Origin of the sequence: Gimesia aquarii (genome assembly GCF_007748195.1) — a bacterium.
Classification (GTDB): domain Bacteria; phylum Planctomycetota; class Planctomycetia; order Planctomycetales; family Planctomycetaceae; genus Gimesia; species Gimesia aquarii.
In genome coordinates, this window is record NZ_CP037920.1 from 3,259,292 (window position 1) to 3,282,652 (window position 23,361).

General features: G+C 44.4%; 17 protein-coding genes. 11 read left to right on the forward strand and 6 right to left on the reverse strand.

The genetic code is table 11. The features are described 5' to 3' along the window. Positions 1-139 precede the first annotated feature (139 nt). The 6 genes from V144x_RS13015 to V144x_RS13040 all read left to right on the forward strand — a co-directional run bounded on the left by V144x_RS13015 (position 140) and on the right by V144x_RS13040 (position 10,229). Positions 140-1,573 carry a sigma-54-dependent transcriptional regulator gene (locus tag V144x_RS13015; protein ID WP_144985587.1) on the forward strand — a complete coding sequence of 478 codons (1,434 nt, stop codon included), beginning with the start codon at positions 140-142 and terminating at the stop codon, positions 1,571-1,573. Positions 1,574-2,228: 655 nt separating this feature from the next. Then, positions 2,229-2,957, forward strand: a complete 729-nt coding sequence (locus V144x_RS13020; protein WP_144985588.1) for a TetR/AcrR family transcriptional regulator — start codon at positions 2,229-2,231, stop codon at positions 2,955-2,957. Continuing rightward, on the forward strand, positions 2,932-4,287 hold the full coding sequence (locus V144x_RS13025; protein WP_197998909.1) for an efflux RND transporter periplasmic adaptor subunit: 1,356 nt from the start codon (positions 2,932-2,934) through the stop codon (positions 4,285-4,287). The genes V144x_RS13020 and V144x_RS13025 overlap by 26 nt, the downstream gene beginning before the upstream one ends. Positions 4,288-4,391: 104 nt before the next feature. Continuing rightward, on the forward strand, positions 4,392-7,571 hold the full coding sequence (locus V144x_RS13030) for an efflux RND transporter permease subunit (RefSeq protein WP_144985590.1): 3,180 nt from the start codon (positions 4,392-4,394) through the stop codon (positions 7,569-7,571). A gap of 169 nt (positions 7,572-7,740) precedes the next feature. Continuing rightward, positions 7,741-8,838: a sialidase family protein gene (locus V144x_RS13035; protein ID WP_144985591.1), complete on the forward strand. Its 1,098-nt coding sequence runs from the start codon at positions 7,741-7,743 to the stop codon at positions 8,836-8,838. Between the two features lie 209 nt (positions 8,839-9,047). Continuing rightward, positions 9,048-10,229: a DUF3179 domain-containing protein gene (locus V144x_RS13040; RefSeq protein WP_144985592.1), complete on the forward strand. Its 1,182-nt coding sequence runs from the start codon at positions 9,048-9,050 to the stop codon at positions 10,227-10,229. 129 nt (positions 10,230-10,358) lie between these two features. On the opposite strand, the gene V144x_RS13045 is transcribed toward V144x_RS13040, so the two are convergent. Beyond that, positions 10,359-11,678, reverse strand: a complete 1,320-nt coding sequence (locus tag V144x_RS13045; RefSeq protein WP_144985593.1) for a PQQ-binding-like beta-propeller repeat protein — start codon at positions 11,676-11,678, stop codon at positions 10,359-10,361. A 715-nt stretch (positions 11,679-12,393) separates the two neighbouring features. Between V144x_RS13045 and V144x_RS13050 the strand changes: the two genes are divergently transcribed. From V144x_RS13050 to V144x_RS13065, 4 genes are all read left to right on the forward strand, one after another. After that, positions 12,394-13,422: a DUF1559 domain-containing protein gene (locus V144x_RS13050; protein WP_144985594.1), complete on the forward strand. Its 1,029-nt coding sequence runs from the start codon at positions 12,394-12,396 to the stop codon at positions 13,420-13,422. Between the two features lie 109 nt (positions 13,423-13,531). Then, positions 13,532-13,921, forward strand: coding sequence for a carboxypeptidase-like regulatory domain-containing protein (locus tag V144x_RS13055; RefSeq protein WP_144985595.1), 390 nt, complete (start codon positions 13,532-13,534; stop codon positions 13,919-13,921). Between the two features lie 130 nt (positions 13,922-14,051). Beyond that, entirely contained in the window at positions 14,052-15,038 is a 987-nt protein-coding gene (locus tag V144x_RS13060; RefSeq protein WP_144985596.1) for a DUF1559 domain-containing protein, read from the forward strand. A 210-nt stretch (positions 15,039-15,248) separates the two neighbouring features. Continuing rightward, positions 15,249-16,490, forward strand: coding sequence for a pentapeptide repeat-containing protein (locus tag V144x_RS13065; RefSeq protein WP_144985597.1), 1,242 nt, complete (start codon positions 15,249-15,251; stop codon positions 16,488-16,490). A gap of 7 nt (positions 16,491-16,497) precedes the next feature. Here the strand turns inward: V144x_RS13065 and V144x_RS13070 are convergent, their stop codons facing one another. The 5 genes from V144x_RS13070 to V144x_RS13090 all read right to left on the reverse strand — a co-directional run bounded on the left by V144x_RS13070 (position 16,498) and on the right by V144x_RS13090 (position 22,203). Beyond that, entirely contained in the window at positions 16,498-16,968 is a 471-nt protein-coding gene (locus tag V144x_RS13070) for a response regulator (protein ID WP_144985598.1), read from the reverse strand. A gap of 66 nt (positions 16,969-17,034) precedes the next feature. Further along, on the reverse strand, positions 17,035-18,507 hold the full coding sequence (locus V144x_RS13075; protein ID WP_144985599.1) for an HD domain-containing phosphohydrolase: 1,473 nt from the start codon (positions 18,505-18,507) through the stop codon (positions 17,035-17,037). After that, positions 18,504-19,730 carry an HDOD domain-containing protein gene (locus tag V144x_RS13080; protein ID WP_197998910.1) on the reverse strand — a complete coding sequence of 409 codons (1,227 nt, stop codon included), beginning with the start codon at positions 19,728-19,730 and terminating at the stop codon, positions 18,504-18,506. Before V144x_RS13080 ends, V144x_RS13075 begins: the two co-directional genes overlap by 4 nt. Continuing rightward, positions 19,727-20,524 (reverse strand): response regulator, encoded by a 798-nt coding sequence (locus tag V144x_RS13085; protein ID WP_144985601.1) that lies wholly within the window; start codon positions 20,522-20,524, stop codon positions 19,727-19,729. Before V144x_RS13085 ends, V144x_RS13080 begins: the two co-directional genes overlap by 4 nt. Continuing rightward, positions 20,521-22,203, reverse strand: coding sequence for a hybrid sensor histidine kinase/response regulator (locus tag V144x_RS13090; RefSeq protein ID WP_144985602.1), 1,683 nt, complete (start codon positions 22,201-22,203; stop codon positions 20,521-20,523). The genes V144x_RS13085 and V144x_RS13090 overlap by 4 nt, the downstream gene beginning before the upstream one ends. 502 nt (positions 22,204-22,705) lie before the next feature. Here V144x_RS13090 and V144x_RS13095 point away from each other — a divergent pair. Beyond that, complete coding sequence (locus V144x_RS13095; RefSeq protein WP_232102808.1) at positions 22,706-23,356, forward strand: DUF2726 domain-containing protein; 651 nt, start codon at positions 22,706-22,708, stop codon at positions 23,354-23,356. Positions 23,357-23,361 lie beyond the last annotated feature (5 nt).

A 23,361-nucleotide genomic window follows, 5' to 3' on the forward strand; every position in this document is an offset into this window, starting at 1 on the left:
GGTTTTTATTATTTTTTGAGTAAGATTCGAATCTATCGAGATGACTCCGTCTCATAAAATTTGAGATAATGTTTCGAACGGCTGCTTTATATTGAATTACACTTTTTAATGATGCCAGGAAAGGCTAAGAGTTTGCTCGATGAGCGCGAAAGATGCTACTGAAAAAGATCTCTCATCAATCGTAATTCGTGTTTTGATTATCGATGATGATGAAGCACATGCTCAGGCTGTAGCGGAAAGTCTGGAGCGTGTGGGCTGTGAATGTAAAATTGCGACTTCAGGGGAGCAAGGTGCCAAGCTGATCGAAAGCGAAACCGCTGATATTGTGATTACCGATTTACGGATGGATGGAGTCGATGGCTTGTCCATTCTAAGGACTGCGAAGGATGAACTACCTGATGCCGAAGTGATCGTGTTGACGGGACATGGTTCGATCAATTCCGCGGTTACGGCGATGCAGTTGGGTGCGTACACGTATCTGACAAAACCGCTTGATATCAATGAACTCAGGAATGCTGTTGAGAAAGCTTCGACGCGCGTACGGCTTATGCGCCATAATGCGGAACTACACCGTCGGCTCGATGAAAAATTTGGTTTCGAAGGAGTGATTGGGAATTCTCCCTCGATGCATAAAATCATCGAAAAACTGAAAAATGTTGCCTCCACCAACAGTACTGTTTTGATTGCAGGAGAAAGTGGAACTGGTAAAGAACTGGTGGCGCGGGCAATTCATCAGAACAGTGAGCGAAAAAGTAAACCCTTTGTTCCGCTCAATATTTCTGCATTGCCAGACAGTATTCTGGAAAGTGAGCTCTTCGGTCATGAACAGGGGGCTTTTACCGGTGCGGTTGGCAAGCGTATTGGGAAATTTGAGCATGCCAATGGTGGAACGTTATTTCTGGACGAAGTCGGTGAAATGCCGATGCAGACCCAGATCAAATTATTACGAGTATTAGAAGACAGAAAAATCGCCAGACTGGGAACCAACGAGGAAATCAGTTTGAATGTGCGTCTGGTCGCCGCAACAAATGCCGATCTGTTGGAGATGGTTAAGCAGGGATCCTTTCGCCAGGATTTATATTACCGCTTATCCGTCGTGAAAATTGAGTTACCTCCCTTACGAGAACGACGCGGGGATATCCCCTTGCTGACCGATCATTTTCTGAAAGAACTTTCTACGCAATACGACAAACCATACGAAGGTGTATCTCGTGCAGCCCGTCGTGCGTTGATGACTTATGATTGGCCTGGCAATATTCGCCAGTTGAGAAATGCTTCGGAGAGAATGTTGGTCCTTGATACAGACGGCATGCTGGACTTGGATGATTTACCTGAAGAAATTGTTCCTTTGGGAGTACCCGAAGGAGATAGTAGTTATACTTCCGATCGATCCGGCGCTGATTTTCTGATTGGACGACCATTCTCTGAAGTAGAACGTTACTACATTGAAAGAGCCCTCGATCTGGCAGATGGCAAACGCGAAGAGGCAGCCAAAATGCTGGGCATTGGCGAACGAACACTCTACCGAAAACTCAAAGAATATCAGAAGCAAAAAGAAGAACAGAGTAGCTAAGCTTCTGGAATATTGAAGTTAAGAAATGAGTTGAATGCCAAACGTGTTGACTCTGATGCTCAAGTGTGGTTGAGGGTTAAAAGAAATATACCAACGTATTTTATGTGTCTAAGTGTAAAAACAATTTTCTACCACGAAATACACTAAAGACACGAAAAATCCTTGTTTCAAGAGAAACTCTGAAAGGTCGAATTGACCAAAATAAATATTTTGTAGGATGATTCTCTCAGTATCCAGGTTTGTTGTGATTCTCAAAAATCATCTGAATTACAAATGATTGCATTGTATTTGTTCTAATTAATTCAATTAAACTTACGCTTCCCTTTTGGCTTCGCAAAAGCTTTTTCGTGTATTTCGTGGTAGTACTAATTTTTTTCGATAGAAAATTTTTGATATTCGAATCTAACAAAATAGAGTAAATGACGCAGTGGCCATCAAATTACCAGAATATAACCGTTTAGGTTTTTATTGGTAGGGTTTGTGTTCTTGTTTTCAGTTAGTTTGGGTGTGGTTGCCTCAAGTGGTTTTACTGTAATATCTTATGTTTGTATTTGATTGTTTTGTAAACCGAGGCTAAATAAGAAATAGGTGAAATTTCTTATAAATATGATAAATATGTTGACAAAAATTGACGATCCGTCAAAATAGTGGTGTCATGAATACAAAAGATCGTAAACAACGTGAAATCCAGGAACGCGAAGCCAAAATATTGGAATGCGCGCGGCCTATGTTTATTGAGGGGGGATATAACGGGCTCAATATGGATCGTCTCACGAGTATGTTGGATTACTCGAAGGGGACCATTTATAACCACTTCTCCTGCAAAGAAGAAATCATTATTACGCTTGCCATTCAGACGTTAGAAAAACGATTGACGATGTTTGAAAAGGCGGCGTTGTTTCAAGGGACCTCGCGCGAACGGATCGCTGCAATTGGGACGGCTGCCGAGTTGTTTGTGAAACTTTATCCTGATCATTTCCGTGTCGAACAAACGATTCGACTGGATTCCATTTGGGATAAAACGTCAGAAGAACGTCGGCAAGTTATGTCAAATTGTGAGCATCGTTGTATTGGCGTTGTTGGTGGAATCGTTCGTGATGGGATTGCCAGTGGCGATTTAAAATTGAATGATTCTACAACACCTGAAGACATTGTGTTTGGCCTCTGGTCACTTTCATTTGGTGGATATTCAATCATTGCGACGAGCAATTCGTTGGCAGATTTAGGAATTTCCAATCCCTTCGAAACCTTGCGTCGAAATTATAATCGTTTTCTGGATGGTATTCAGTGGAAGTCGCTCAGTTCTGAAGTTGATTACGATGCGGTCTTTGAACGCGTCTGTGAGGAGGTGTTTGGAAATGAACTCCAGCAAATCACTGTCTGACTCCCTTTTTTTTGAGCAGAAAATGACGATTCGTCAAATCGTGGCAGATTATTTGAAACGCTTTTACTTTGTATTGATCGCATTTTCAATCGTTGTTCTGGCTGCTCTGTTGTGGGCTTTTTCTGAGGTTGCTTATTCAACAGAGATCACTTCCTCAGATGAAGCACAGCAGGGAATTCCCGTTAATGTGATTGAACTCAAGCCTGTTAAGTCGTTTGCCAGGAAGCGAAATTATACGGGTAAAGTGACTGCGGCTCGTACGAGTGAACTGGCATTCGAACGTAGTGGAAAGCTCATCAAAATTGCCGTTGATGAAGGTGACCACGTTGAGGTGGGAATGCCGTTAGCGAATTTAAGTACGAGGCATTTAGATGTGATGCGACGAAAGCTTCAAGCAGAGCGCGCAGCGGCACAGGCAAAGCTTGAGGAATTCCTGGCAGGTCCACGTCGTCAGGAAATTGAAGTCGCCGAGGCAGAAGTCAGGCAACTGAAAGCGAAACACAAAAATTTGGATGCCGATCATAGTCGGAATCAGAAACTACTAAAGCGTAACGCGATTTCTAAATCTGTTTTCGAAGCTTCAGAATCTGATTTACAACAACAAAAAGCACAGTTAGATGCTGCAATCAGCCGACTGTCTGAATTGAAAGAAGGAACTCGTAAAGAGCAGATTGCTGCTCAAAAAGCAGTGGTGGCTAATCTGGATGCATCACTGGCAGATAATCAGGTAGATCTCGATGATACTGTGTTAACCGCTCCTTTTAGCGGGCGAATTTCCAAGAGATATGCTGATGAAGGAACAGTCATCTCACCCGATATGCCTCTATTCAAGATCGTCGAAGACCAGAAGCTCGAAGCGCGGATCGGGGTGCCCGTGGAAATGGCCAAAAGCCTGGAGCATGGCATGCAAAAGCAAGTACAGCTCAACGGCAAGTCGTATGAATCGAGGCTCAAAGCCATTTTACCGGAACTCGATCCGGTAACGCGTACTCAGGAAGTGGTTTTATCGCTTAACTCAGAAGCAGCCAAACACCTTGTACCAGGTCAGGTCATTCGCATTGAAATCGAAGAACCGGTTGAAATGCGAGGGTTCTGGTTACCACTCAGCGCTTTGGCGCGAGGCGAACGAGGGCTCTGGTCAGCGTACGCCGTGATTAACGGAGAATCAGACAGTGAATTGATATTAGAAAAACGAAAGATTGAAATCTTGCATACGGAAGGAGATCGAGTATTGGTACGAGGTACACTGAAAACGGGAGACCAGATTGTTATCAATGGAACTCACAAATTAGCAAGTAATCAAAGAGTGGAAATTAAGTCGGTTCGCTGATTAATTCTGTCACTTGTCAAACTACCATTTGAAACTAAAGAATAAATTATCAGCGCTCATCAATCAAAGGGAAACCTTTCAGGGAATCAACGGGAACTACAATCATGCTGGAAGGATTGTTTTATCGGAATCGTCGATTATTGATTCTGTTGATTGCGCTCATTGCAGTTGCTGGCCTTTCCAGTTTCTATGTGCTGCCACGGATGGAAGATCCGGTGCTCACACAGCGCGTCGCACGCGTGAATACTCCTTTTCCTGGTGCTGATGCAACACGTGTCGAATCTCTGGTTTCAGAAAAAATCGAAGAAGAACTCAGAGAATTCGATGAAATCAAAGAGTTGCGTTCGATCTCCCGTGCCGGCATGTCTAACATGACGATTGAGTTGCGTGATGATGTGTATGAAGTCGATGAAGTCTGGTCGCGGATCAGAGATAAAATTGATGATGCACGCCTTGAATTCCCCACAGGTGCAGGGGAGCCGGATTTTGAAGAGTTAGAAGTAAAAGCTTATGCGATTATTCTCGCTTTGGTCTGGAATAATCCGAATGAAGTAAATTACGCAGTCCTTCGACGTACTGCTAAGCAGTTGGAAGATCGTTTACGAGCGATTTCTGGAACAGAAGAAATCGACACGTTTGGTGATCCAGATGAAGAGATCATCGCTGAGATTCAATCTGACAAAGTAGCCTCTTTGGGGCTCAGTGTCGAAGAAATTGCACGTCAGGTGGAATCCTCTGATGCCAAGCTGACTGCGGGGCTTTTGCGAGGTGAAACAAGCGACCTATTAATTGACGTCGATTCGGAGTTGGATTCTCTTTCAAGAATAGCCAATACTCCGGTCCAGTTTGGGGCCGAAGGACATTCTGTGCAATTGGGTGACATCGCGACCATTAAAAAGGGAGTTGCCGTACCCTTGAGTAGTCTGGTCATTGCTGACGGACAACCTGCGGTCACGCTGGGAGTTTTCGTGCGTGATAGTGTGCGTATTGATCATTGGAGTCAAGTTGCGAAAGCAGCCATTCAGGAATTTGAGGAATCGCTGGCTGACGACGTGATGGTACAGACACTATTTGATCAGAATCGGTATGTTGAAGCACGACTCAATGGTTTGATAAGGAATCTGTTGTTTGGTGGTCTGGCCGTGATTGGCGTGATTGTCTTCATGATGGGATGGCGGAATGCCCTGGTGATTGGAGCTGCGTTACCATTGTCGGCGTTCATGGTGCTTGCAGGCCTGCGTCTCCTGGACATTCCCATTCATCAGATGTCTGTAACTGGCTTGATTATCGCGTTAGGTTTATTGATTGATAACGCGATAGTGGTCGTCGATGAAGTGCGATCAAAGTTGCATGCCGGTAAAACACCTGAAGAGGCTGTGATCTCAACTGTCAGGCATTTGGCGGTACCTTTGCTTGGTTCTACCTTAACGACTGCGCTGGCGTTTGCTCCGATTGCCTTGATGCCTGGACCTGCGGGGGAATTTGTTGGTTCCATTGCAATTAGTGTGATTCTGGCGATCAGCAGTTCCTTTTTCCTGGCCATGACCGTCATTCCGGCGATTGCTGCCCTGTTTGCAAATCAAAACGAGGATTCACTTAAAGCCCACTGGTGGCAGGTTGGCTTCAGTCATGCCGGGATGCGCGCCTTTTATCAGAAATCTCTGGATTTTCTGTTTGCGCGCCCACTCCTCGGCATTGCTCTGGGCTGTGTTCTGCCTGTGAGTGGCTTTCTAGTGGCCAGTGAATTGCCGGAGCAGTTCTTTCCTCCAGCCGACCGTGATCAGGTGAATATCGAATTGGAATTAAACGCGCATGCTTCGATGGCCGAAACGCGCGAGACGATTGAGACCATTCGCCGCGTTGTTTTAGAGAATCCCAAAGTGAAGGGGATCGAGTGGTTTTTAGGTGAGAGTGCGCCTCAGTTTTATTACAACATCACTGCCAAACGCGAAAATTCCTCGAATTATGCACAAGCACTTGTCCAACTAGAATCTTCCTCTGGTGGAGAGGAGTTAATACATGAGTTGCAGCGACAACTCGATCTCAAAGTTCCTCATTCCCGTGTGCTGGTCCGACAACTGGAGCAGGGGCCTCCCTTCGATGCACCGATTGAAGTGCGATTGTTCGGGCCCGATCTCCAGCAACTAAGTTTGCTTGGTGATGAACTGCGGACGATTCTGAGTAAAACAACGAATGTCCTTCACCATAAAGCGGAGTTGGCAGACCCGTTGCCTAAACTCACATTGAAAATCGATGAAGAGCAGGCACGATTGGCAGGACTGGACCACGCGGAAATATCCAGGCAGTTAAATGCTTCATTAGAAGGGGCACTGGGGGGGAGTATCCTGGAAGAAACCGAAGAGCTTCCCGTTCGGATTCGTGTACCGCATGATCAGCGAGGAGCGATTGCGGACATTGCTTCATTGCAACTCATCTCCCGTAAGAAAACAGCCGACGGACAAGCTCAGTATGTACCTTTAACCGCTATTGCAAAGGTAGAGATGTCGTCTGAGGTCGCTGCGATTTCTCACTTTAACGGCGAACGGATGAATGAGGTGCAGGCTTATATTAAAGCAGGTGTCCTTCCCGCCGAAGTCCTCACCGAATTCAAGTCGAACTTAAAGGACGCTGGATTTCAACTTCCTGCGGGGTACCGCTTTGAGTGGGGAGGGGAAGCATCCAAGCGTGATGATGCTGTGGGTAACCTGCTTGTCAATGTCGGTGTGTTGATGGTTTTGATGGTGGCAACGTTAGTACTTTCTTTTTCTTCCTTTCGCGTTGCGGGACTCGTCGGAAGTGTGGGGTTCTTGTCTATTGGTCTGGGACTGGGGATGTTATGGTTGTTCGGATTTCCCTTTGGTTTTATGGCGATTGTGGGTTCCATGGGACTGGCGGGTGTGGCAATTAACGATGCGATTGTTGTTTTAGCTGAGTTACGCGCAAATCCCGAGGCGCGAATCGGAAATCGTGTTGTCGTTCGTGATGTTGTCTTACGCTCCACAAGGCACGTTGTGGCGACTTCGCTGACGACAGTCGCTGGCTTTTTACCTCTCGTGCTGGCCGGCGGTGGATTCTGGCCGCCTTTAGCAATTACGATTGCCGGTGGTGTGGGTGGTGCGACCTTGTTGGCTCTGTACTTTATTCCCTCGGCTTATATTCTTGTCATGTGCCGCAATTGCCCTCTGAAAGCGACAGCCGAAGAATCAATGGTCAAAGAAAAAAGTGAGGCTCAACAGGCAACAATTCTAGCAAAACTGAAAGAAAGATTGCCTGTGCTACGGTAAGTGAGGCCGAATTGCTTTGCTCTACGAATACATTTTACTGTATTTTAAGTAAGAGTTGGATAAGATGAGGCTCTCAATTCACCGCCGGTCTGCTTTTAATCATTCTTGTCCCAGTAGCTCACGTATTCATTAAATCTGAGTTTACTGGGTATTTTGAAAAGGTGTTCTCATGCCTGTTTCGCTTCGGATCTTTGTGGCTTTAATACAGTCTGTGTTGTTAGTAAATATGCTTGCAGCAGAAGAACCGAAGATTCTGCATCAGGTCGTTGCTGTCGAGAATGTGTGTGCCTGGCCGAATTTGACACTGATGCCAGATGGTACCATCATTGTGATTTTCCATAACAAAGCGAGCCACGGCCAACAGGAAGGTGACATTGATTGCTGGGCCAGCACTGATGGAGTGAAGTGGAAGAAGCGCAGCACTGTCACCCGGCATCAGCCCAATACGGTGCGGATGAATCATGCTGCGGGATTAGCAAAGAATGGTGATCTTGTCGTGTTATGTTCTGGTTGGAGTAACATAAAGCAGCCCTCGCGTCCCAAACAACCTGCATTTCGCGACTCAATTTTGAGCAGTTGGGTCATGCGCTCGGCAGACGGTGGACGTACCTGGGAAAAGCGGGATGCTTTCCCCACAGCACAATCGGGTTGGTCGGAATACATTCCCTTTGGCGATATCTGGGCAGGAGCTGATGGCGCGTTGCATGTGTCGTGTTATCAGGGCGAATTCCGCGATGCTTCCCAGTCGACAAAAACCAAAGGTTGGCGCTCCTCGCATCTGCGCAGTGATGACGATGGCCGAACCTGGAAGGTGGTGTCCGTAATCGGATCGCGGCATAATGAAACCGATCTTTTTCCACTGGGGGGAAAAGACTGGCTGGCCGCAGCGCGCATTGACAAGGTGGAACTGATCCGTAGCAATGACAATGGTGTCACCTGGCAGAAGCCGGTAGCCGTTACGAAACGTAATGAGATTAACGGACATTTGACCCGTCTTACGGATGGTCGTTTGCTGCTCAGTTATGGTGTGCGTGTTGATGGACAGCGTGGAGTCTGTGCGAAACTCAGCAGTGATGAAGGACGCACCTGGAGCCAGTCATTACGCTTGGCAGACACAGCCGATGGTGGCGATTGCGGCTATCCTTCGAGTGTTCAGAGAGCAAACGGCAGTATCGTCACAGCCTGGTATTCGAACAATTCTCCTTTACACTCTGGCTATCATCTGGGGGTGACTGTTTGGAAAGTACCTATGATTGGCCAGAACTGATGAATGTAGAATTCGTTTGCTGATTCAGAACAACCTGGAAGATGGAATTAAAAGACACTCGTCTACCATTTGTCGAATTCAGCATGGTTTTCTTTTTTCAAGTCGATTTGTGAACTGCTATACATATTCCTGATGCGGAATCGTTTCTGATAGAGGAAGGTTTGCTTGGTCTATTTCAAATACCGACCTCTATTGAACAGGAGAGCCGCATGGAATCTTCTCCCCAGCACGATTCAAACTCAAATTCGGAAGTGCCTGAGCCACTAACTGACGAACCTACGACCCAACGTTCTCGGCCACAAAAACCGCTCTTACTTTTCGCGGTTCTGGGGATTTCCTTTGCGGGCTGGTATGGGTGGAATCACCGAGCCGAGATCGTTGCGGTTTGTCTGAACCAATCTGTGGTCCAGGCGAGAGGAGCGGGATCCGGACCGAGGAATCCAGAAGATGCCGGTTTCAATACCGAGGGGCTCACACTGCCGAACGATCAGGTTCGCAACGGTGGCGTTCCGAAAGATGGAATTCCTGCACTTACGAATCCCAAATTCATGACTGTGGCCGAGGCAACTTTTATGAAGCCAGCCGATCGGTTAGCAGGAGTTATATTCGAAGGGCAGGCACGGGCCTATCCTCTGAAAATTATGGATATGCACGAAGCCGTTAACGATAAAATTGGCGAAACGTCGTTCGTTGTTACCTATTGTCCGCTATGTGATTCGTTGGCCGTTTACAATCGTAAGGGAACAGGTGGAGAGATCGAGTTTGGGATTTCAGGTTTTTTATACAATAGTAATGTGCTGCTCTATGACCGAACAGGATCAGGAAAAACGGATGGGCTATGGTCACAACTGATGTCACAATCCGTTGCGGGACCTCGTGTGAAAGAGAAGCTGATTACGCTGCCGGTTGAACTGACGACTTGGGAAGACTGGAAACAACGGTATCCGCAAACGCAAGTTCTCTCAACGGATACCGGTCATCCACGCGATTATCAAAACCGTGCTTATGCTGGTTACTTTTCCAATGATGCTTTAATGTTCGATGTTAACAAGCATGACGATCGTTTATCTAATAAAACGCCACTGTTGGGAATCTGGGTGGGTGACCAGAAACGCGCTTACCCAGTGACCGCATTTGCGCATCTCACGAAGGTCACTGAAATCGAACAGGAACTGGCGGGGAAAAAATTCACACTGGTTTATAATCCAAACGGTAAAACGCTACGCGTTGTGAATGCTGATCAAGATTTGCGTTGGATGTATTCCTTCTGGTTTGCGTGGTATGCTTTTTATCCAGAAGCAGAGTTGTACGCGTCTACAACCGCAGAAAACAAAGACGCAGTGGAAACGAAGCAACCAGAAACTACGCTGGAAAAAAAAGAGACACCGTAGATTATCAATAAGATTTATTATCAAGTGCGGGCTTAAGTTCATCCGTGAAATCACCCCCGGTCATTGATGATTTCATTGATCGGGGGTGATTCTAGTGGATAATTCAAAATTGCTTACGCATTGAAACATTTACTTCTCAAGGTTCACGCGTACCAATTCTTTATCGTTTCGCGCAAAGAGTGACTTGTTTGCGAACGCGGGATGACTCCAGACCACCAAACGGCCGAATGCTTCATTGGTTGGTTCAAGTACATGAAAACGATCGATTTCTTTGTAACCCGTTGGTGACAGATCCGCCAGAATCAAGTCTCCCTTTTCAGTAAAGAGAAAGTATTTGTCGTTGTGCTTCACAATAAATGCTGTGGCATGACGGTCGCGTCGGCCTGCATTGGTTATTTTTTTTGTAGACCAGATGCGCTTACCATCTTTCAAGTCAGCGGCGACGAACTCTCCTGAATTAATATCACTTCCATAGACGGTATTCCCATCGATAAAAGGAGTACTATTACAGCAATAGAGCGCGGAGCGGGGTTTTCCTTTCCAGACGATTTTGGCTGAGGGAGTTTCTCCTTTGCCCAGTTGAATCAGAGCCGCTTCATCACCGATTGCTGAGACATAGAGTGAATCCTCTTTCTGGCGGGGAACGGTCACCGACATTCCATAACCGGGTTTCAGTGGAATACTCCAGTTGACTTTACCTGATTTGGGATTGAGTGAATTGAGTGCAGATGGATGCCAGATCAATAGCTGTTTTGATCCATTATGAGTAATCATGGTGGGCGGACAGTAACCGGTTTCAGGGTTATCCAATGAACGCCAAAGCTCCTTGCCTGTATTTTTATCAAACGCCACAGCGATCGCCCCTTTGCCTCCCACCAGACAGTATAAAGTGTCACCATCAACTAACGGACTGGCGGCGTGTCCCCAGATTGGGGTTTTGGAGTCATAGTCTGTTTTGAAGTTTTTACTCCAAATGACATTGCCACGTTCTGCGTCCAGGCAATATAGGTTGCCTTCTGCACCCAATGTATAGACCTTCCCATCTGAGACTGTGGGTGTGCAGCGGGGGCCGGCTGCGTAAGAAATGTCGTAAGGGCAGTTGTAGGAATGCTTCCAGAGCAACTTACCTGTATCAGCTGACAGGCATAAAACACGTTCTTCTCCCTCGAGTTTATTTGTGCCGCCTGGGTTATTGACAATCTCACCGGCTTGCTTGATGTAGTCCATCACATAGACTTTGTCACCTACAACAGCAGGTCCGCTATATCCAAGACCAACAGGGGTTCTCCATTTTACTTCCAAGCCTGATTCCGGAAAAGATTCCACAATGTTGGAAGCAGTCCAGATACTTGCTCGACCGGGACCCAGCCATTGCGGCCAATCTTCGGCTGTCGCAAACGAGGTGCAAAATGGTAACAGCATAATAGAAAGCAGAATTCGAATTGGCATTTGAAAATTCCTTTGCGCTGGCGGCAAGTGTTCCGCATATTTTTAACTATAAAGAGTTGCAAGTCTATTTGAATCATTCAATCTAAAAAGTGACCTTCAAATATTCAATCATCGGATTATATCACATGTAAAATATTCGTTCCTTTAAAAATAAAACGACACAAAAATAGTAGGGTGAATAGAGCTGAGAGATTCATAGACATTTGGAAATCGTATTTGAAGTTGAAATGCCAAACAGTCTGGTTTAAGCCTAAAAGTTAGTAACACGCTATTTACGATTAGTGGGGGTTGATGCCAGAAAAATCTGACTCATTGGAAAAGAGTCGGAGGTTTTGGTTTTCACTGATTCAGTCTACTTTTCCTCATACCTGGTAAGCATTGGACACTGTTCTTGATAGGTTGCTGAATTATGGTGGACGTGTGTGTCAGATTCAGTACAGCGTTTTAGGTCAAAAATCATTTGACTTATTGTCATAACTCCTAGTAGACTTACTAATTGGTAAGTGTATATTAATGAACCATTGTATTAATTGCATGGTTATTTGACATAAGTATTTAGTGTAGTTTGCTCTACATTCAAATGCCGACCTTCATCGATTCATCATCAGTTCAGAACAAATTATTAATTTTAAGATTTAATGAATAATATGCCTCTTCAGGCAGGCCTATATCTATCAATGCTGATTGTTCTTATTTTTTTATTAGGAGAAAAGGAATGAATCTGAAACACTCACAAAAACGTGGCTTTACTCTCATTGAGCTGTTAGTCGTGATCGCGATTATTGCGATTTTGATTGCACTGTTGTTACCGGCGGTCCAACAGGCGCGTGAAGCAGCCAGGCGTTCGACTTGTAAAAACAATCTGAAACAGATTGCTCTCGGATTACACAATTATCATGAAACACATGGTGTATTCCCACCAGGATCTGTTGGAACTCAGACGAATGGTGTCACCGGAAATGCAGTTCGTTGGCGTGAATGGTTGGAAGCAGGTAGCCTAACTGCGACTAATGCGCATGGGACAAGCTGGATGTTGCAGGTATTGCCGTTCGTGGATCAGGCAAATACCTATAACCTTTGGAATTTTAATACCAATGTGATGGGAAATAGAGCCGTTGCGGAAGTCGATATTCCTATTTTTTACTGCCCCTCACGCCGTAGTAAAGTTCGCAAAGTTGATCAAAAAATGCAATTGGACGAAACACCTGGATCAACAACCATCACAAATCCATTTACTAAAGGGGGAACCGATTACGGTGCCTGTAAAGGTTCTGGTAACGGATTTGGCGATGGGTTTGGAGGTACAGGACATGAATCCTTAGGTCCAGGAAACAGTAATGAATGGATTGGGACCTTTGGAGGTGGCAACCTGGGGATTTTCTATACTAATAGTGATACACAAATGCGTGATATCAAAGATGGAACGACCAATACGCTTATGGTTGGGGAAATGCAGCGATTGACTGGCAATGATAGTACTCTCAGCCTTGATGGTTGGGCTGCTGGCGGCGTTGCTAATATTTTCAATACCGATATGGGGCAACTTGGTACGGCCGAAAGTGGATCTGGAGATAACCGTGGCATCAACGGGGGACAGTATGAAGCACCCGGGAGTGACCATGTAGGAGGCGCTCATTTTGGACTGGCGGATGGATCAGTTCGCTTTATTAGTGAAAATATCGATACGAGAACTTTTAATCGCATCGGAACTGCCGATGGAACAACAACTGCTGGTGAGTTTTAAGATTCGTAGATGATCCACTGATAACACAGAGAACTCAGATGGTTCTCTGTGTTTTTCTACATATTGAGAACGACTCTCTTTCTATAATTTGATAAAGGATTCATAGGGCATGCAACAATTAAGAAGTTATTCTATCATTGCGATTTCTATTGGGTGTTTGTTTTTTCTCACAGCATGTGGTGGAGGAAGTGACGCACCTGAGTTAGGGCAGGTAAAAGGCAAGATTACTATGGATGGTGCCCCCTTAGCTGATGCGAGTGTGACCTTTATGCCTGAGAATGTCAGGTCTTCTTTTGCTACGACTGACAGTGAAGGAAATTATGAGCTGATTTATATTCGTGAGGAACCAGGAGCTGCCATTGGCAAGCATAAAGTTGTTGTGAGTAAGCTGAAGGATGAGGTAGAAACCATTCCTAAGAAGTATAGTGGTGAATCAGAACTCACTGCTGATGTCAAAGCAGGAGAAAACGAGGTTAACTTTGATTTGACATCAAAATAAATCCCGCATTTCAAATGTTAAATTGATTTCGTAATCCCAAATATTAGAGTTTTTGCTGCGCCGTTTTAATTAGATAAATCATTTTATTATTCTATTTGATTCATTTCTTTTTTATCTAAAGGGCCTTGTGATGCGAAAGACTATCCGGAACAGAGGTTTTACATTAATTGAACTATTAGTCGTAATTGCAATTATCGCGATTTTAATTGCACTTTTGTTGCCAGCCGTCCAGCAGGCTCGGGAAGCGGCCCGTCGAAGTACCTGTAAAAATAATATGAAACAGATTGCATTGGGGTTGCACAACTATCATGAAACACATGGAGTTTTTCCGCCAGGAGCGATTGCGACTACCACAACATCCACGGCTTATGATGTTTGGGGGGAAGCGGGCAATACAACGAGCATTGGGTTACATGGAACCAGCTGGGTTCTCCAGGTTTTGCCGTTTGTGGATCAGTCTGCCGTTTATAATCAATGGAATTTTGGTACGAATGTCTTAGGAAATCGTGCTATTGCAGAGACTAACTTGCCTGTTTTTTATTGTCCCACCCGCCGCAGTAAAGTCAGGAAGATCGATGATCGCATCATGCTCGGCGAAAATCCATCAGCTGGTACTCCCACGAATCGATTTACAAAAGGAGGATGTGATTATGGTACTTGTATTGGCGGTGGGAATGGCTGGGCTGATGGAGATTTTTTTCATTTAACACACCGCACCGATTCTCTCATTGGTACTTTTGGTGGTGGCAGTAATGGTTTTCTGGGTATGTTTTCTGTGAACAGTGATACCTCGATACGCGATGTTGATGATGGAACCTCCAATACGATTATGACAGGCGAATTACAAAAGCTGCATGGAACAACGGCTCCACAAGCCAGTCAGGATGCCTGGGCGGCAGGTGGTGTGGCTACAATGTTTGATACCGGGATTTCAGGAGGGACGGCAGGCGGGTTTAATAATAATTTTTATCAATCCGCAGGCAGTGATCACGAGGGAGGAGCTCATTTCGGGTTTGGAGATGGTTCTGTCCGGTTTCTGAGTGAAAATATGAGTTCCCAGGTTTATCTGGAACTAGGGACCGCTGATGGAAAAGAACTCACAAATTTTGCACCTTGATTATGTCTGATTTTTCTTTGCATATTTTAAGTGCGTCAAAGTTGCCTCTATTGCACAGCATAATTGAGTGATTTCACTCAAGTCACATTTTAGAAATCTCGTCACGTGCAAATGAATGCCTGGCTTTCAGAGATTCTATTGCTCACATCCCGGTAGATTTCCATAATACGCTCTCCTGATTACGAATTTATAGACTATGGAGAGTTGGCGATGTCAAATCCTGAGCATGTGAAAATTGTCAGGCAGGGAACAGAAGCATTAACGCAGTGGCAATCTGAGAATCCAGACGTCTTACTAGATTTGAGTGGTGCTAATTTAGGTGGGGCAGAGCTGGGTGAAGCGAATTTACACGAGGCAAATTTAAGTGAAGCCAATTTATTTCATACAAATTTGAAAAAAGCAAATCTCAGTAAAGCTGATTTAAGTAAAGCCAATTTATTTCATGCTGATCTCAGTGAATCTAATTTACGATATGCAAATCTGAATGAAGCTAACTTACATGATGCGAATTTGAGTCAAGCTAATCTGCTCAGTGCCGACTTAAGTAAAGCCAGCATGTTCAACGCAGACTTTAATGATGCCAATTGTATTAATGTCAATTTGAAACAAGCGAATCTCAAAATGGCGATTTTTAAAATGGCGATTTTGAGAGATGCGAATCTGAGTCAGGCAAACATGAGCAAAGCCGACTTGAGTTGGTGTGATTTAAGTGGCGCTGATTTGAGCAAGGCTGATTTAAATACTGCAGATTTGAGTAATGCCGACTTGAGTTGGTGCAAGATGAGTGGTTCAAAATTAAATGAAACTGATTTGACTGGGGCAATCTTAAATGCGGCTGACCTTTCTTTGGCGCTTCTGCAAGGAACGAATTTAGAATCTACTGAACTAACGAATGTGATTGTCGATTCCAGAACCTATTTTAGTGGGTGTAAATATAACAAAAAGTCTGACGCAACTGGAACTGCTCTACGAACCGCGCGATTTAATCCGATTACAGATTTGAGTTACCTGGAGTGGAACATGCGTCGTCATATGTGGGAAACCAAATATCAGGAAATGCCAACAATGAAGAAATGGGCGGTGCAGGCTTTCTGGTGGTCTTCAGATTATGGTAATTCGACTCAACGGATTCTGGCTTGCATTGTTGGTTTCGCTCTACTATTTGCGATGATTTATAGTAGTTCGATTGTGCTGGATGACTACATTATTACAAGCGAACTCCCGTTTGTGGAGCTACCAGACAAACTGGTTAGTGCGAGCATCTTTATGCGAATTTACTCATGCTTGTACTTTTCCTGTGTCACAATGACCACACTGGGCTTTGGTGATATTCATGCGAATCCGCTAAGTGTAACAGGACAAGCACTCGTGATGTTAGAAGTGCTAATCGGTTATATCCTACTTGGTTCGTTGATCACTAGATTGAGTGTCAGCTTTACCTCAGTAGAATAAAAGAATCTCAACACTCAAGATTTGGAAAAATGAACTCTTCTACTTTTTCTGAAAGTTCAAGTATCGTCGTTTTCTGAATTGCCTGAACCCGAGTTTCCTGGTCTTTCGCTTGTATCACAGAAAGAACCGTCTCGATTAATTCTGCATTTCTAAAGGGCTTCGTCAGAAATGCGTTAATGCCTCCCTCATTAATGGCACGCTTTGCGGTCGAGATGGAATTGTCACCGGTTAAAACAATTCGTTTGGTCTCCGGCGAGTGCTCAGTAATCCACGACAATAATTCCGTTCCCGACATGCCAATCATATTTTCATCAGTCACAACCACATCGATTTGATGCATTTCAATGAGTTCAATTGCTTTTTCGGCTGAAGTGCTGGTCAAGATGACGATGTCTTTTTTCTCTAGTGGCCGTAACACTCTACGAACACATTTTAGAATGCTAGGTTCATCATCAACAAGCAGAATAGATTGTCCCATAAAATCTCCGTTTCTAATTAATTGAATAAAGTCTCAATGGATGAGCAAAAAAGGAATTCTTTCAATTTAAACCTGGAGAGGAGTCTTCTGGGGAGTTTCTTTAGAGAGAGTGTTCTTTTTTTCTTCTACTGGTTGGGAATTAACAAAAATACGATCACTAATGGGGTTTGCCAGTGACAGGGATCTGAGGCTTTCAAGATGTCGTTGGCCAAGTACTGTACCTCGGGGGAGTAAGAGGCCGCCATTATTTGAAAACAGATCACGTGAGAGTGTCATTCCCAGTTTGAGCTCGTAGGGTCGCAGACGAAGATCCTGTTCAACGGTGACATCCATTTCCGCTTCTGTTACAGATTCAAGCTCGGAGTGTTGAGTATGAATCGATTCAACGGTTTCTTTCTTATGTGTCTGTTTGACCTCGGGGGTATCGTTCACAGATTGTTTGTTAAGATAATCTAAGAGAGCACTTTCATGTTCCTCTGGCAACAGGTATTTGTGAAGTGCAGAGAGAACTTGAGGGTCAAACCATGTCCCGGAATGTTCTTTCATTGATTTCAGAATTGCTTCAGGTGACTTTGGTTGTGCCCCCGATTTATTATTGGCGAGATGATCATAATAGTCAGCAACGAATATGACTCTTGATCCCAGAGGAATTTCTTCGCCTTTCAATCCATCTGGATACCCACTTCCATCGAAGTGTTCATGATGATGGCGAATTAAGACTGCTGCTTTTTCGAGACTGGGCACCATTTGGGCAATCTTTTCACCGAGAATGACATGGTTTTGCACCTGTCTTTGCTCAACGGGAATCAGCTTGTTATATGGTTTGGCCAATAAATTCTCTGGTAATTCAATTTTACCAAGGTCGTGCAGTAAGGCGGCTGAGTTGATTTGAAATAAATCATCCATAGAAAGTCCGAGTTGTTTACCGATCTGTCCTGTTGTCACAGTGACCCGTTTGGCGTGTTCTCCCAGGTCAGAACTATGCATTTCACCAAGTTGGGCCATTGCCCGGATCGAACCAATAAACCCCTGCTTCAACTGTTGGTTAAGGAGAGTCACTTTTTCAGTACGTTCCCTGACTTTTGTTTCCAGGTTTTGATTTAAATCGCGAAGTTCTTCATTTTGCGAAAGGGTCAATTCCTGCAGACGTTTGTTTTCTTGCCTTAAACTGTACTCATCAATAGCACGCTTGATTTCATTGCGTAATTCAAGATCATTCCAGGGTTTGGTTAAAAACCGATAGACGGAACCTTGATTAATTGCTTCAATCGCAGCCTCTTTGTCAGCATATCCCGTCAGAATGATACGAATGGTATCAGGGGAGAGTTCTCTGACCTGTTCTAACAACTTTGTACCTTCTAATTCTGGCATGCGCTGATCCGATACGATCAGCGCAAATTCATCGTTTTGTACAAGTTCGCAAACTTCTGTCGGAGAGCTGGTTGTAATGATGTCAAAACTGTCTTTTCGGAACAATCTTGCAAATGCTTTCAAAATGTGGGGTTCGTCGTCGATGAATAAAATTTTGGGATTCATCATACTGTCTCCTGCATTGCTAAATTCGTCAGATGGTCATTGAGCCAGATACGAAGTTGTTCGATATCGATTTCCAGTTGGCTGTCATCATGAGTTAAATCATGATTGACAATGCCAGCATGATGATAAGCGATCATGTTATCAGACCATTCATCCGGTAAAGTTTCAGGAGCGGTGTCTTCATCAGTCAGGACCGCGATCATCGATGCTCCGGAAGGTATCTGCTCATTCACTGTGATGGTTTCAATACCCTGGCTCAGTAACAACAAGCTGATGGTTTGAGAGAGGTGTGGGTCCTGAATCACGATTCCCACACAGTTTTCTGGTGGATTTGAAACAGTTGGATAGTGTTGCTGAGAAGTAATGTTAAACAGACGCTCGGTATGCGCTACTTCAGTCGGAAGAGTCTGTAGGGTCTTTTGCACTGCTCCAGAAAGCGATCCACCCGTAAAGGAAAAGTGCTGTCCAAATGGAGTGGCACATGTATTTCCGCTGAATCCAATACCTGATACTTTCGCCAGATTATTTGCTGCATTGACAAGGAACAGTAATTGATCTGGTTCTGATGAAATAGACAAATCACTGTTTCTGAAGTGATGATTTTGTACGGTATGAGCTACAGACTGAGGGATTTTCCAGCGTTCGCACAACGCAAAACCAACATCTCCATGATTTAACCCCAGTTTTGCATTTTCCAGGGTGTGCAGTGCCAGTTGATGAGAATGAGCTGTTGTGATTAACGCGACGTACTGATCTGAATAGGCTTCAATTAAGAGTAGTTTTCCAATGTCATGCAGGAGGCCTGCCAGAAAGGCTTCTTCCGGGTCACAAATAGCAAGGTCTTTGGCGAGCTGTCTTGCTCCGATTGCGACTGACAGAGAATGCCGCCAAAAGTCATCGACTTTAAATAGGGGGGCATCCTTACTTAAATTCGGCCTCAGGGCTGTTACCGCTAATCCCAGTGCAATATTGCGAACTCCGTGCGTGCCCAGGACAACAATTGCCTGAGGGATTGTGTTGATTTGTCTGGAAAAACCGAAAAACGAAGAGTTTACAACTCGTAAAATTTGAGCAGCGAGCCCTGAATCCGTCTCGGCAACATTCGCCATGTCCTGTGCAGTCGCCTTTGGATCTCCGGCCAGTCGACTCAACTCCTGAGCGACTTCCGGCAGGGGGGGGACCTTACGCACGATTTTGAAAATTTCATCGAGTTTCTTTTCGTTCATGGCTTTTCCTCCAGTGCCAGAACACATCCGCGTAGTTCTTCTCCGTTTGTTAATCTTTTACAATGTGCGAGCACCTGTTTCCCAAAGACGTCCAGCGAATCTGTCTCAGCTGGTTTGGTACCAGACAAGCAATCGGAAACTGTTACGTAGATCTCATTCGAGAAGGCATCTTTGATATCAGAGCCAAGATGAATGTCGCGCAGTTCTGGAAACATTTGATCGACGGCTTCATTCACCAGGACAATGATGCCCTCTGCGCTAATTCCAATCACGGGGATGGGAATATTTGCCAGAACTTCCTGAGAAAAATGTAAAGACTGAGTGCTTTTACCAACCAGATCTTCTAATCGCTGGTTGAGTTTGCTGAGCTCCGCATTTTGAAGTTTAATCTCTTGGGTCAGATTGCGATTTTCTTCCAGCAGCTCATACTGTCTTAAGCACTGTCTGATTGTGATTCGAATCTCTTCATCATTCCAGGGCTTCGTTAAAAAACGGTAAATGGCACCTTTGTTGATGGAATCAAGGATAGTCGCAGCATCAGCGTATCCAGAAAGGACGACACGTACGCATTCTGGATATTTTTCTTTGACTTGTAAGAGAAATTCAGTTCCGGTCATTTCAGGCATGCGTTGATCAGAAATCACAACACTGACTTGTTGCTCTGCAAGTACAGCAAGTCCTTCAGTACCACTATTGGCAGTGATTAGCTGATAGTCTTCATTTCTCAATAATCGTTTGAGAGATCGAAGCACATTGATTTCATCATCAACACATAAGATGGTTTTTTGATTCATGCACTCATCCCTTCCAGTGGCAACCGAATAATAAAGGTCGTTCCTACTCCGACTTCACTTTCAACAGCAATGTTTCCATTATGCTTCTGGATGATTCCATAAATAATTGACAGGCCTAGCCCTGTACCCTGACCAACGGGTTTGGTTGTGTAAAAAGGGGTGAAAATCTGTGAAAGCTGATCTTCAGGAATCCCAGTGCCTGTATCAGAAATGCGAATGATGATTTCTGACGCGTTTGCTTCCGTTTTGATCGTGATCGTGCCGCGCTCGGGAATCGCTTGTGCTGCGTTTACCAATAGATTCATAAATACCTGATTTAATTGGCCAGGAGAACAACGTATGTCAGGGATCTCGCCTAATTCAGTGTGGATCTCGCTTTTATATTTCAGTTCATTCCAGACGACTTTGAGTGTGGCTTTGATACCCTCATTGATGTTTGCCTCTTTGACGCTCGCCTCGTCGAGTCGCGCAAAGCTTTTCAGGTTTTGTACGATTTCGGTGACGCGGACCAATCCGTCTGAGGACTCGGTCAGAAGTTCAACAACATCATCCTGGATATCTGAAAGGTCTTCTTCCTCATGGATCGATTGAATTTTATCTAACAGCACTTTTTGTTGTGTTTTGTCTTCAGAGCGTATTGCTTCTGTTAATTCTCCATAGACGTTTAACAGTCGTGTGAATATTTCTACATATTCACTTAATGTACCGACATTACTTTTAACAAATCCGACGGGGTTGTTAATTTCGTGTGCCACACCAGCCGCCAGCTGACCTAAAGATGCCAGCTTCTCGGACTGGATTAACTGGGATTCCAGCATGTGACGATTAGAAATATCTCGTACAAATGCATTCAACACGCAGGGCTCTCCCTCAGAAGCAATCGAAACAGAAATTTCAATTGGAAACTCCTGTCCTGCTTTATTGAGAGCGGTTGCTTCAATCAATTCATTCTGAGTGTGTGGAATCGCAGTTTTGCGAAACTCTGTTAATTTTTCTCTGAAAGGGTCACGGTGCTTCTCAGGCATCATGAGATCAATGAGGTTTTTTTCGATGGCTTCTTTATAGCTCCAGCCAAAGAGTCGTTCCGCGGCTTTATTCCAATCCAGAATCGTTCCATCATCCCACATGGAGACAAAACCATCGGCTGCGGAATCGATGATCAGACGTGTCCGTTTTTCCGCCTGCTTCAGAGCATTTTGAGCGATTTCTAAAATTTGCTCAGATTTGATTTTATCTAATGCGCGTTCAACAATCGTGGGAAGCAGACTGGTAAAAGAATCGTCTTTGATGAGGTAATCGACGGCACCACGTTTCATCATTTGAACGGCGACAGTTTCACTGCCTCGGGCGGTCATCACTAGAAATTCAAAATGCTGTCCTCGTTTGCCCAGTTCATCGACAACATCGATGCCCTTCATATCAGGCAGTTCATAGTCAAGTAGCAGCAGCTTCGCCTTGTTCTCGTTAAGCCAATCTAAAGCGTCACGGCCGGTCGTGACGCATTCGATATGCAGCGACAAGTCGTTAAGGGACTCTTTGATAATACGTGCCTGCGTATTGCTGTCTTCGATAATGAGAATCGTACCACCAAGACTCGTCACAGCGTCATAGTTTTTGAGCTTGTCGAATTGTGGTGTAACTGTTTCGTCAATTTCTTGTGTTAAGACGTGTTGAGTCATTGATTCCCCCTCTGGAAGTTGAACATTACAACAACCTGTGTTCAACAAGGGGGAAATTGATCAAAGGTATTGCAATTGATAATGTTTGTCTGATTGTTGATTTCGATGTGCCATTGTTTTTTATGGAACCCATTCAACAAAAGTCAGTGTCTTTGTTCCAAATGTAGGTCACACCATTTATCCATGAATTAAATAATTTTGAAATGAGTGCAATCCCTCAGAGGAAGATAATTCGAGTTGATAAAAAGCAACAGCAGGTATGAAGAAAGATGCAGATGTCAGTTACTGGATCACGATCATGCAAATCATATTTTTACGACTTAGGTAGATTCACTACTGACCTGAGTATCTATTGTAAGTACTGATCTTAAATGGAATTATTTAAAATACAAACAGATGATGCTAGTTACAAAAGCATCGTCAACGTTACAATAAAAAACTGTTTTATTGGCAGGCACATTCAAATTAAAAAAACTTACATTGAACAATACGGAGTTCTGTTATGCCTGCTAACGAGAATCCTCAAGGTTGCCTTACGGCAATATTGAAGATATTTGGGATCGATTTAGGAGCTACTTCACAATCAAATAAAACACTTCCGTATCGATTACGAGATGATTTTCTTTCACCTGCTGAATTCTCATTTTATTGCGTTCTCAAAAAGGCGGTTCAAGAAGAGTTTACTATTTGCACGAAAGTTAACTTAAGTGATCTCTTTTTTGTTCCAAGATCGAAAGAGAGCCGTAGTTTTCTGAATAAGATAGATCGTAAACATGTTGACTTTCTATTATGTGAGGTAGCTACCATGAGACCCCTACTTGGAGTGGAGCTTGACGACGCGAGCCACTCTCGAAAAGATCGGATAGAGCGGGATCAGTTTGTTGATTCTGTTTTCGAAGCAGCAAGTCTTACTCTTTTGCGCGTTCCAGCGGCAAAGACATATCGTGTTTCAGATATTGCTGGCTCCATACAGCAGAAGGTAGCAAGTCAGACATCACTTAAAGCAGAATTCAAACGTAAGCCTGAGAAACCAATCTGTCCTAAGTGTGAAACACCGATGGTGCTTCGAACGGCTAAAAAAGGGAATCAGCAAGGACAGAAATTCTGGGGATGTCATAATTATCCGAAGTGTAGAGAAGTAATCAGACCGTAAAAGGA

Excerpts from the sequence above, each read along its gene's own strand:
- V144x_RS13015 (WP_144985587.1), top strand. The coding sequence starts at position 140 with ATGAGCGCGAAAGATGCTACTGAAAAAGATCTCTCATCAATCGTAATT.
- V144x_RS13020 (WP_144985588.1), top strand. The coding sequence starts at position 2,229 with ATGAATACAAAAGATCGTAAACAACGTGAAATCCAGGAACGCGAAGCC.
- V144x_RS13025 (WP_197998909.1), top strand. The coding sequence starts at position 2,932 with ATGAACTCCAGCAAATCACTGTCTGACTCCCTTTTTTTTGAGCAGAAA.
- V144x_RS13030 (WP_144985590.1), top strand. The coding sequence starts at position 4,392 with ATGCTGGAAGGATTGTTTTATCGGAATCGTCGATTATTGATTCTGTTG.
- V144x_RS13035 (WP_144985591.1), top strand. The coding sequence starts at position 7,741 with ATGCCTGTTTCGCTTCGGATCTTTGTGGCTTTAATACAGTCTGTGTTG.
- V144x_RS13040 (WP_144985592.1), top strand. The coding sequence starts at position 9,048 with ATGGAATCTTCTCCCCAGCACGATTCAAACTCAAATTCGGAAGTGCCT.
- V144x_RS13045 (WP_144985593.1), bottom strand. The coding sequence starts at position 11,678 with ATGCCAATTCGAATTCTGCTTTCTATTATGCTGTTACCATTTTGCACC.
- V144x_RS13050 (WP_144985594.1), top strand. The coding sequence starts at position 12,394 with ATGAATCTGAAACACTCACAAAAACGTGGCTTTACTCTCATTGAGCTG.
- V144x_RS13055 (WP_144985595.1), top strand. The coding sequence starts at position 13,532 with ATGCAACAATTAAGAAGTTATTCTATCATTGCGATTTCTATTGGGTGT.
- V144x_RS13060 (WP_144985596.1), top strand. The coding sequence starts at position 14,052 with ATGCGAAAGACTATCCGGAACAGAGGTTTTACATTAATTGAACTATTA.
- V144x_RS13065 (WP_144985597.1), top strand. The coding sequence starts at position 15,249 with ATGTCAAATCCTGAGCATGTGAAAATTGTCAGGCAGGGAACAGAAGCA.
- V144x_RS13070 (WP_144985598.1), bottom strand. The coding sequence starts at position 16,968 with ATGGGACAATCTATTCTGCTTGTTGATGATGAACCTAGCATTCTAAAA.
- V144x_RS13075 (WP_144985599.1), bottom strand. The coding sequence starts at position 18,507 with ATGATGAATCCCAAAATTTTATTCATCGACGACGAACCCCACATTTTG.
- V144x_RS13080 (WP_197998910.1), bottom strand. The coding sequence starts at position 19,730 with ATGAACGAAAAGAAACTCGATGAAATTTTCAAAATCGTGCGTAAGGTC.
- V144x_RS13085 (WP_144985601.1), bottom strand. The coding sequence starts at position 20,524 with ATGAATCAAAAAACCATCTTATGTGTTGATGATGAAATCAATGTGCTT.
- V144x_RS13090 (WP_144985602.1), bottom strand. The coding sequence starts at position 22,203 with ATGACTCAACACGTCTTAACACAAGAAATTGACGAAACAGTTACACCA.
- V144x_RS13095 (WP_232102808.1), top strand. The coding sequence starts at position 22,706 with ATGCCTGCTAACGAGAATCCTCAAGGTTGCCTTACGGCAATATTGAAG.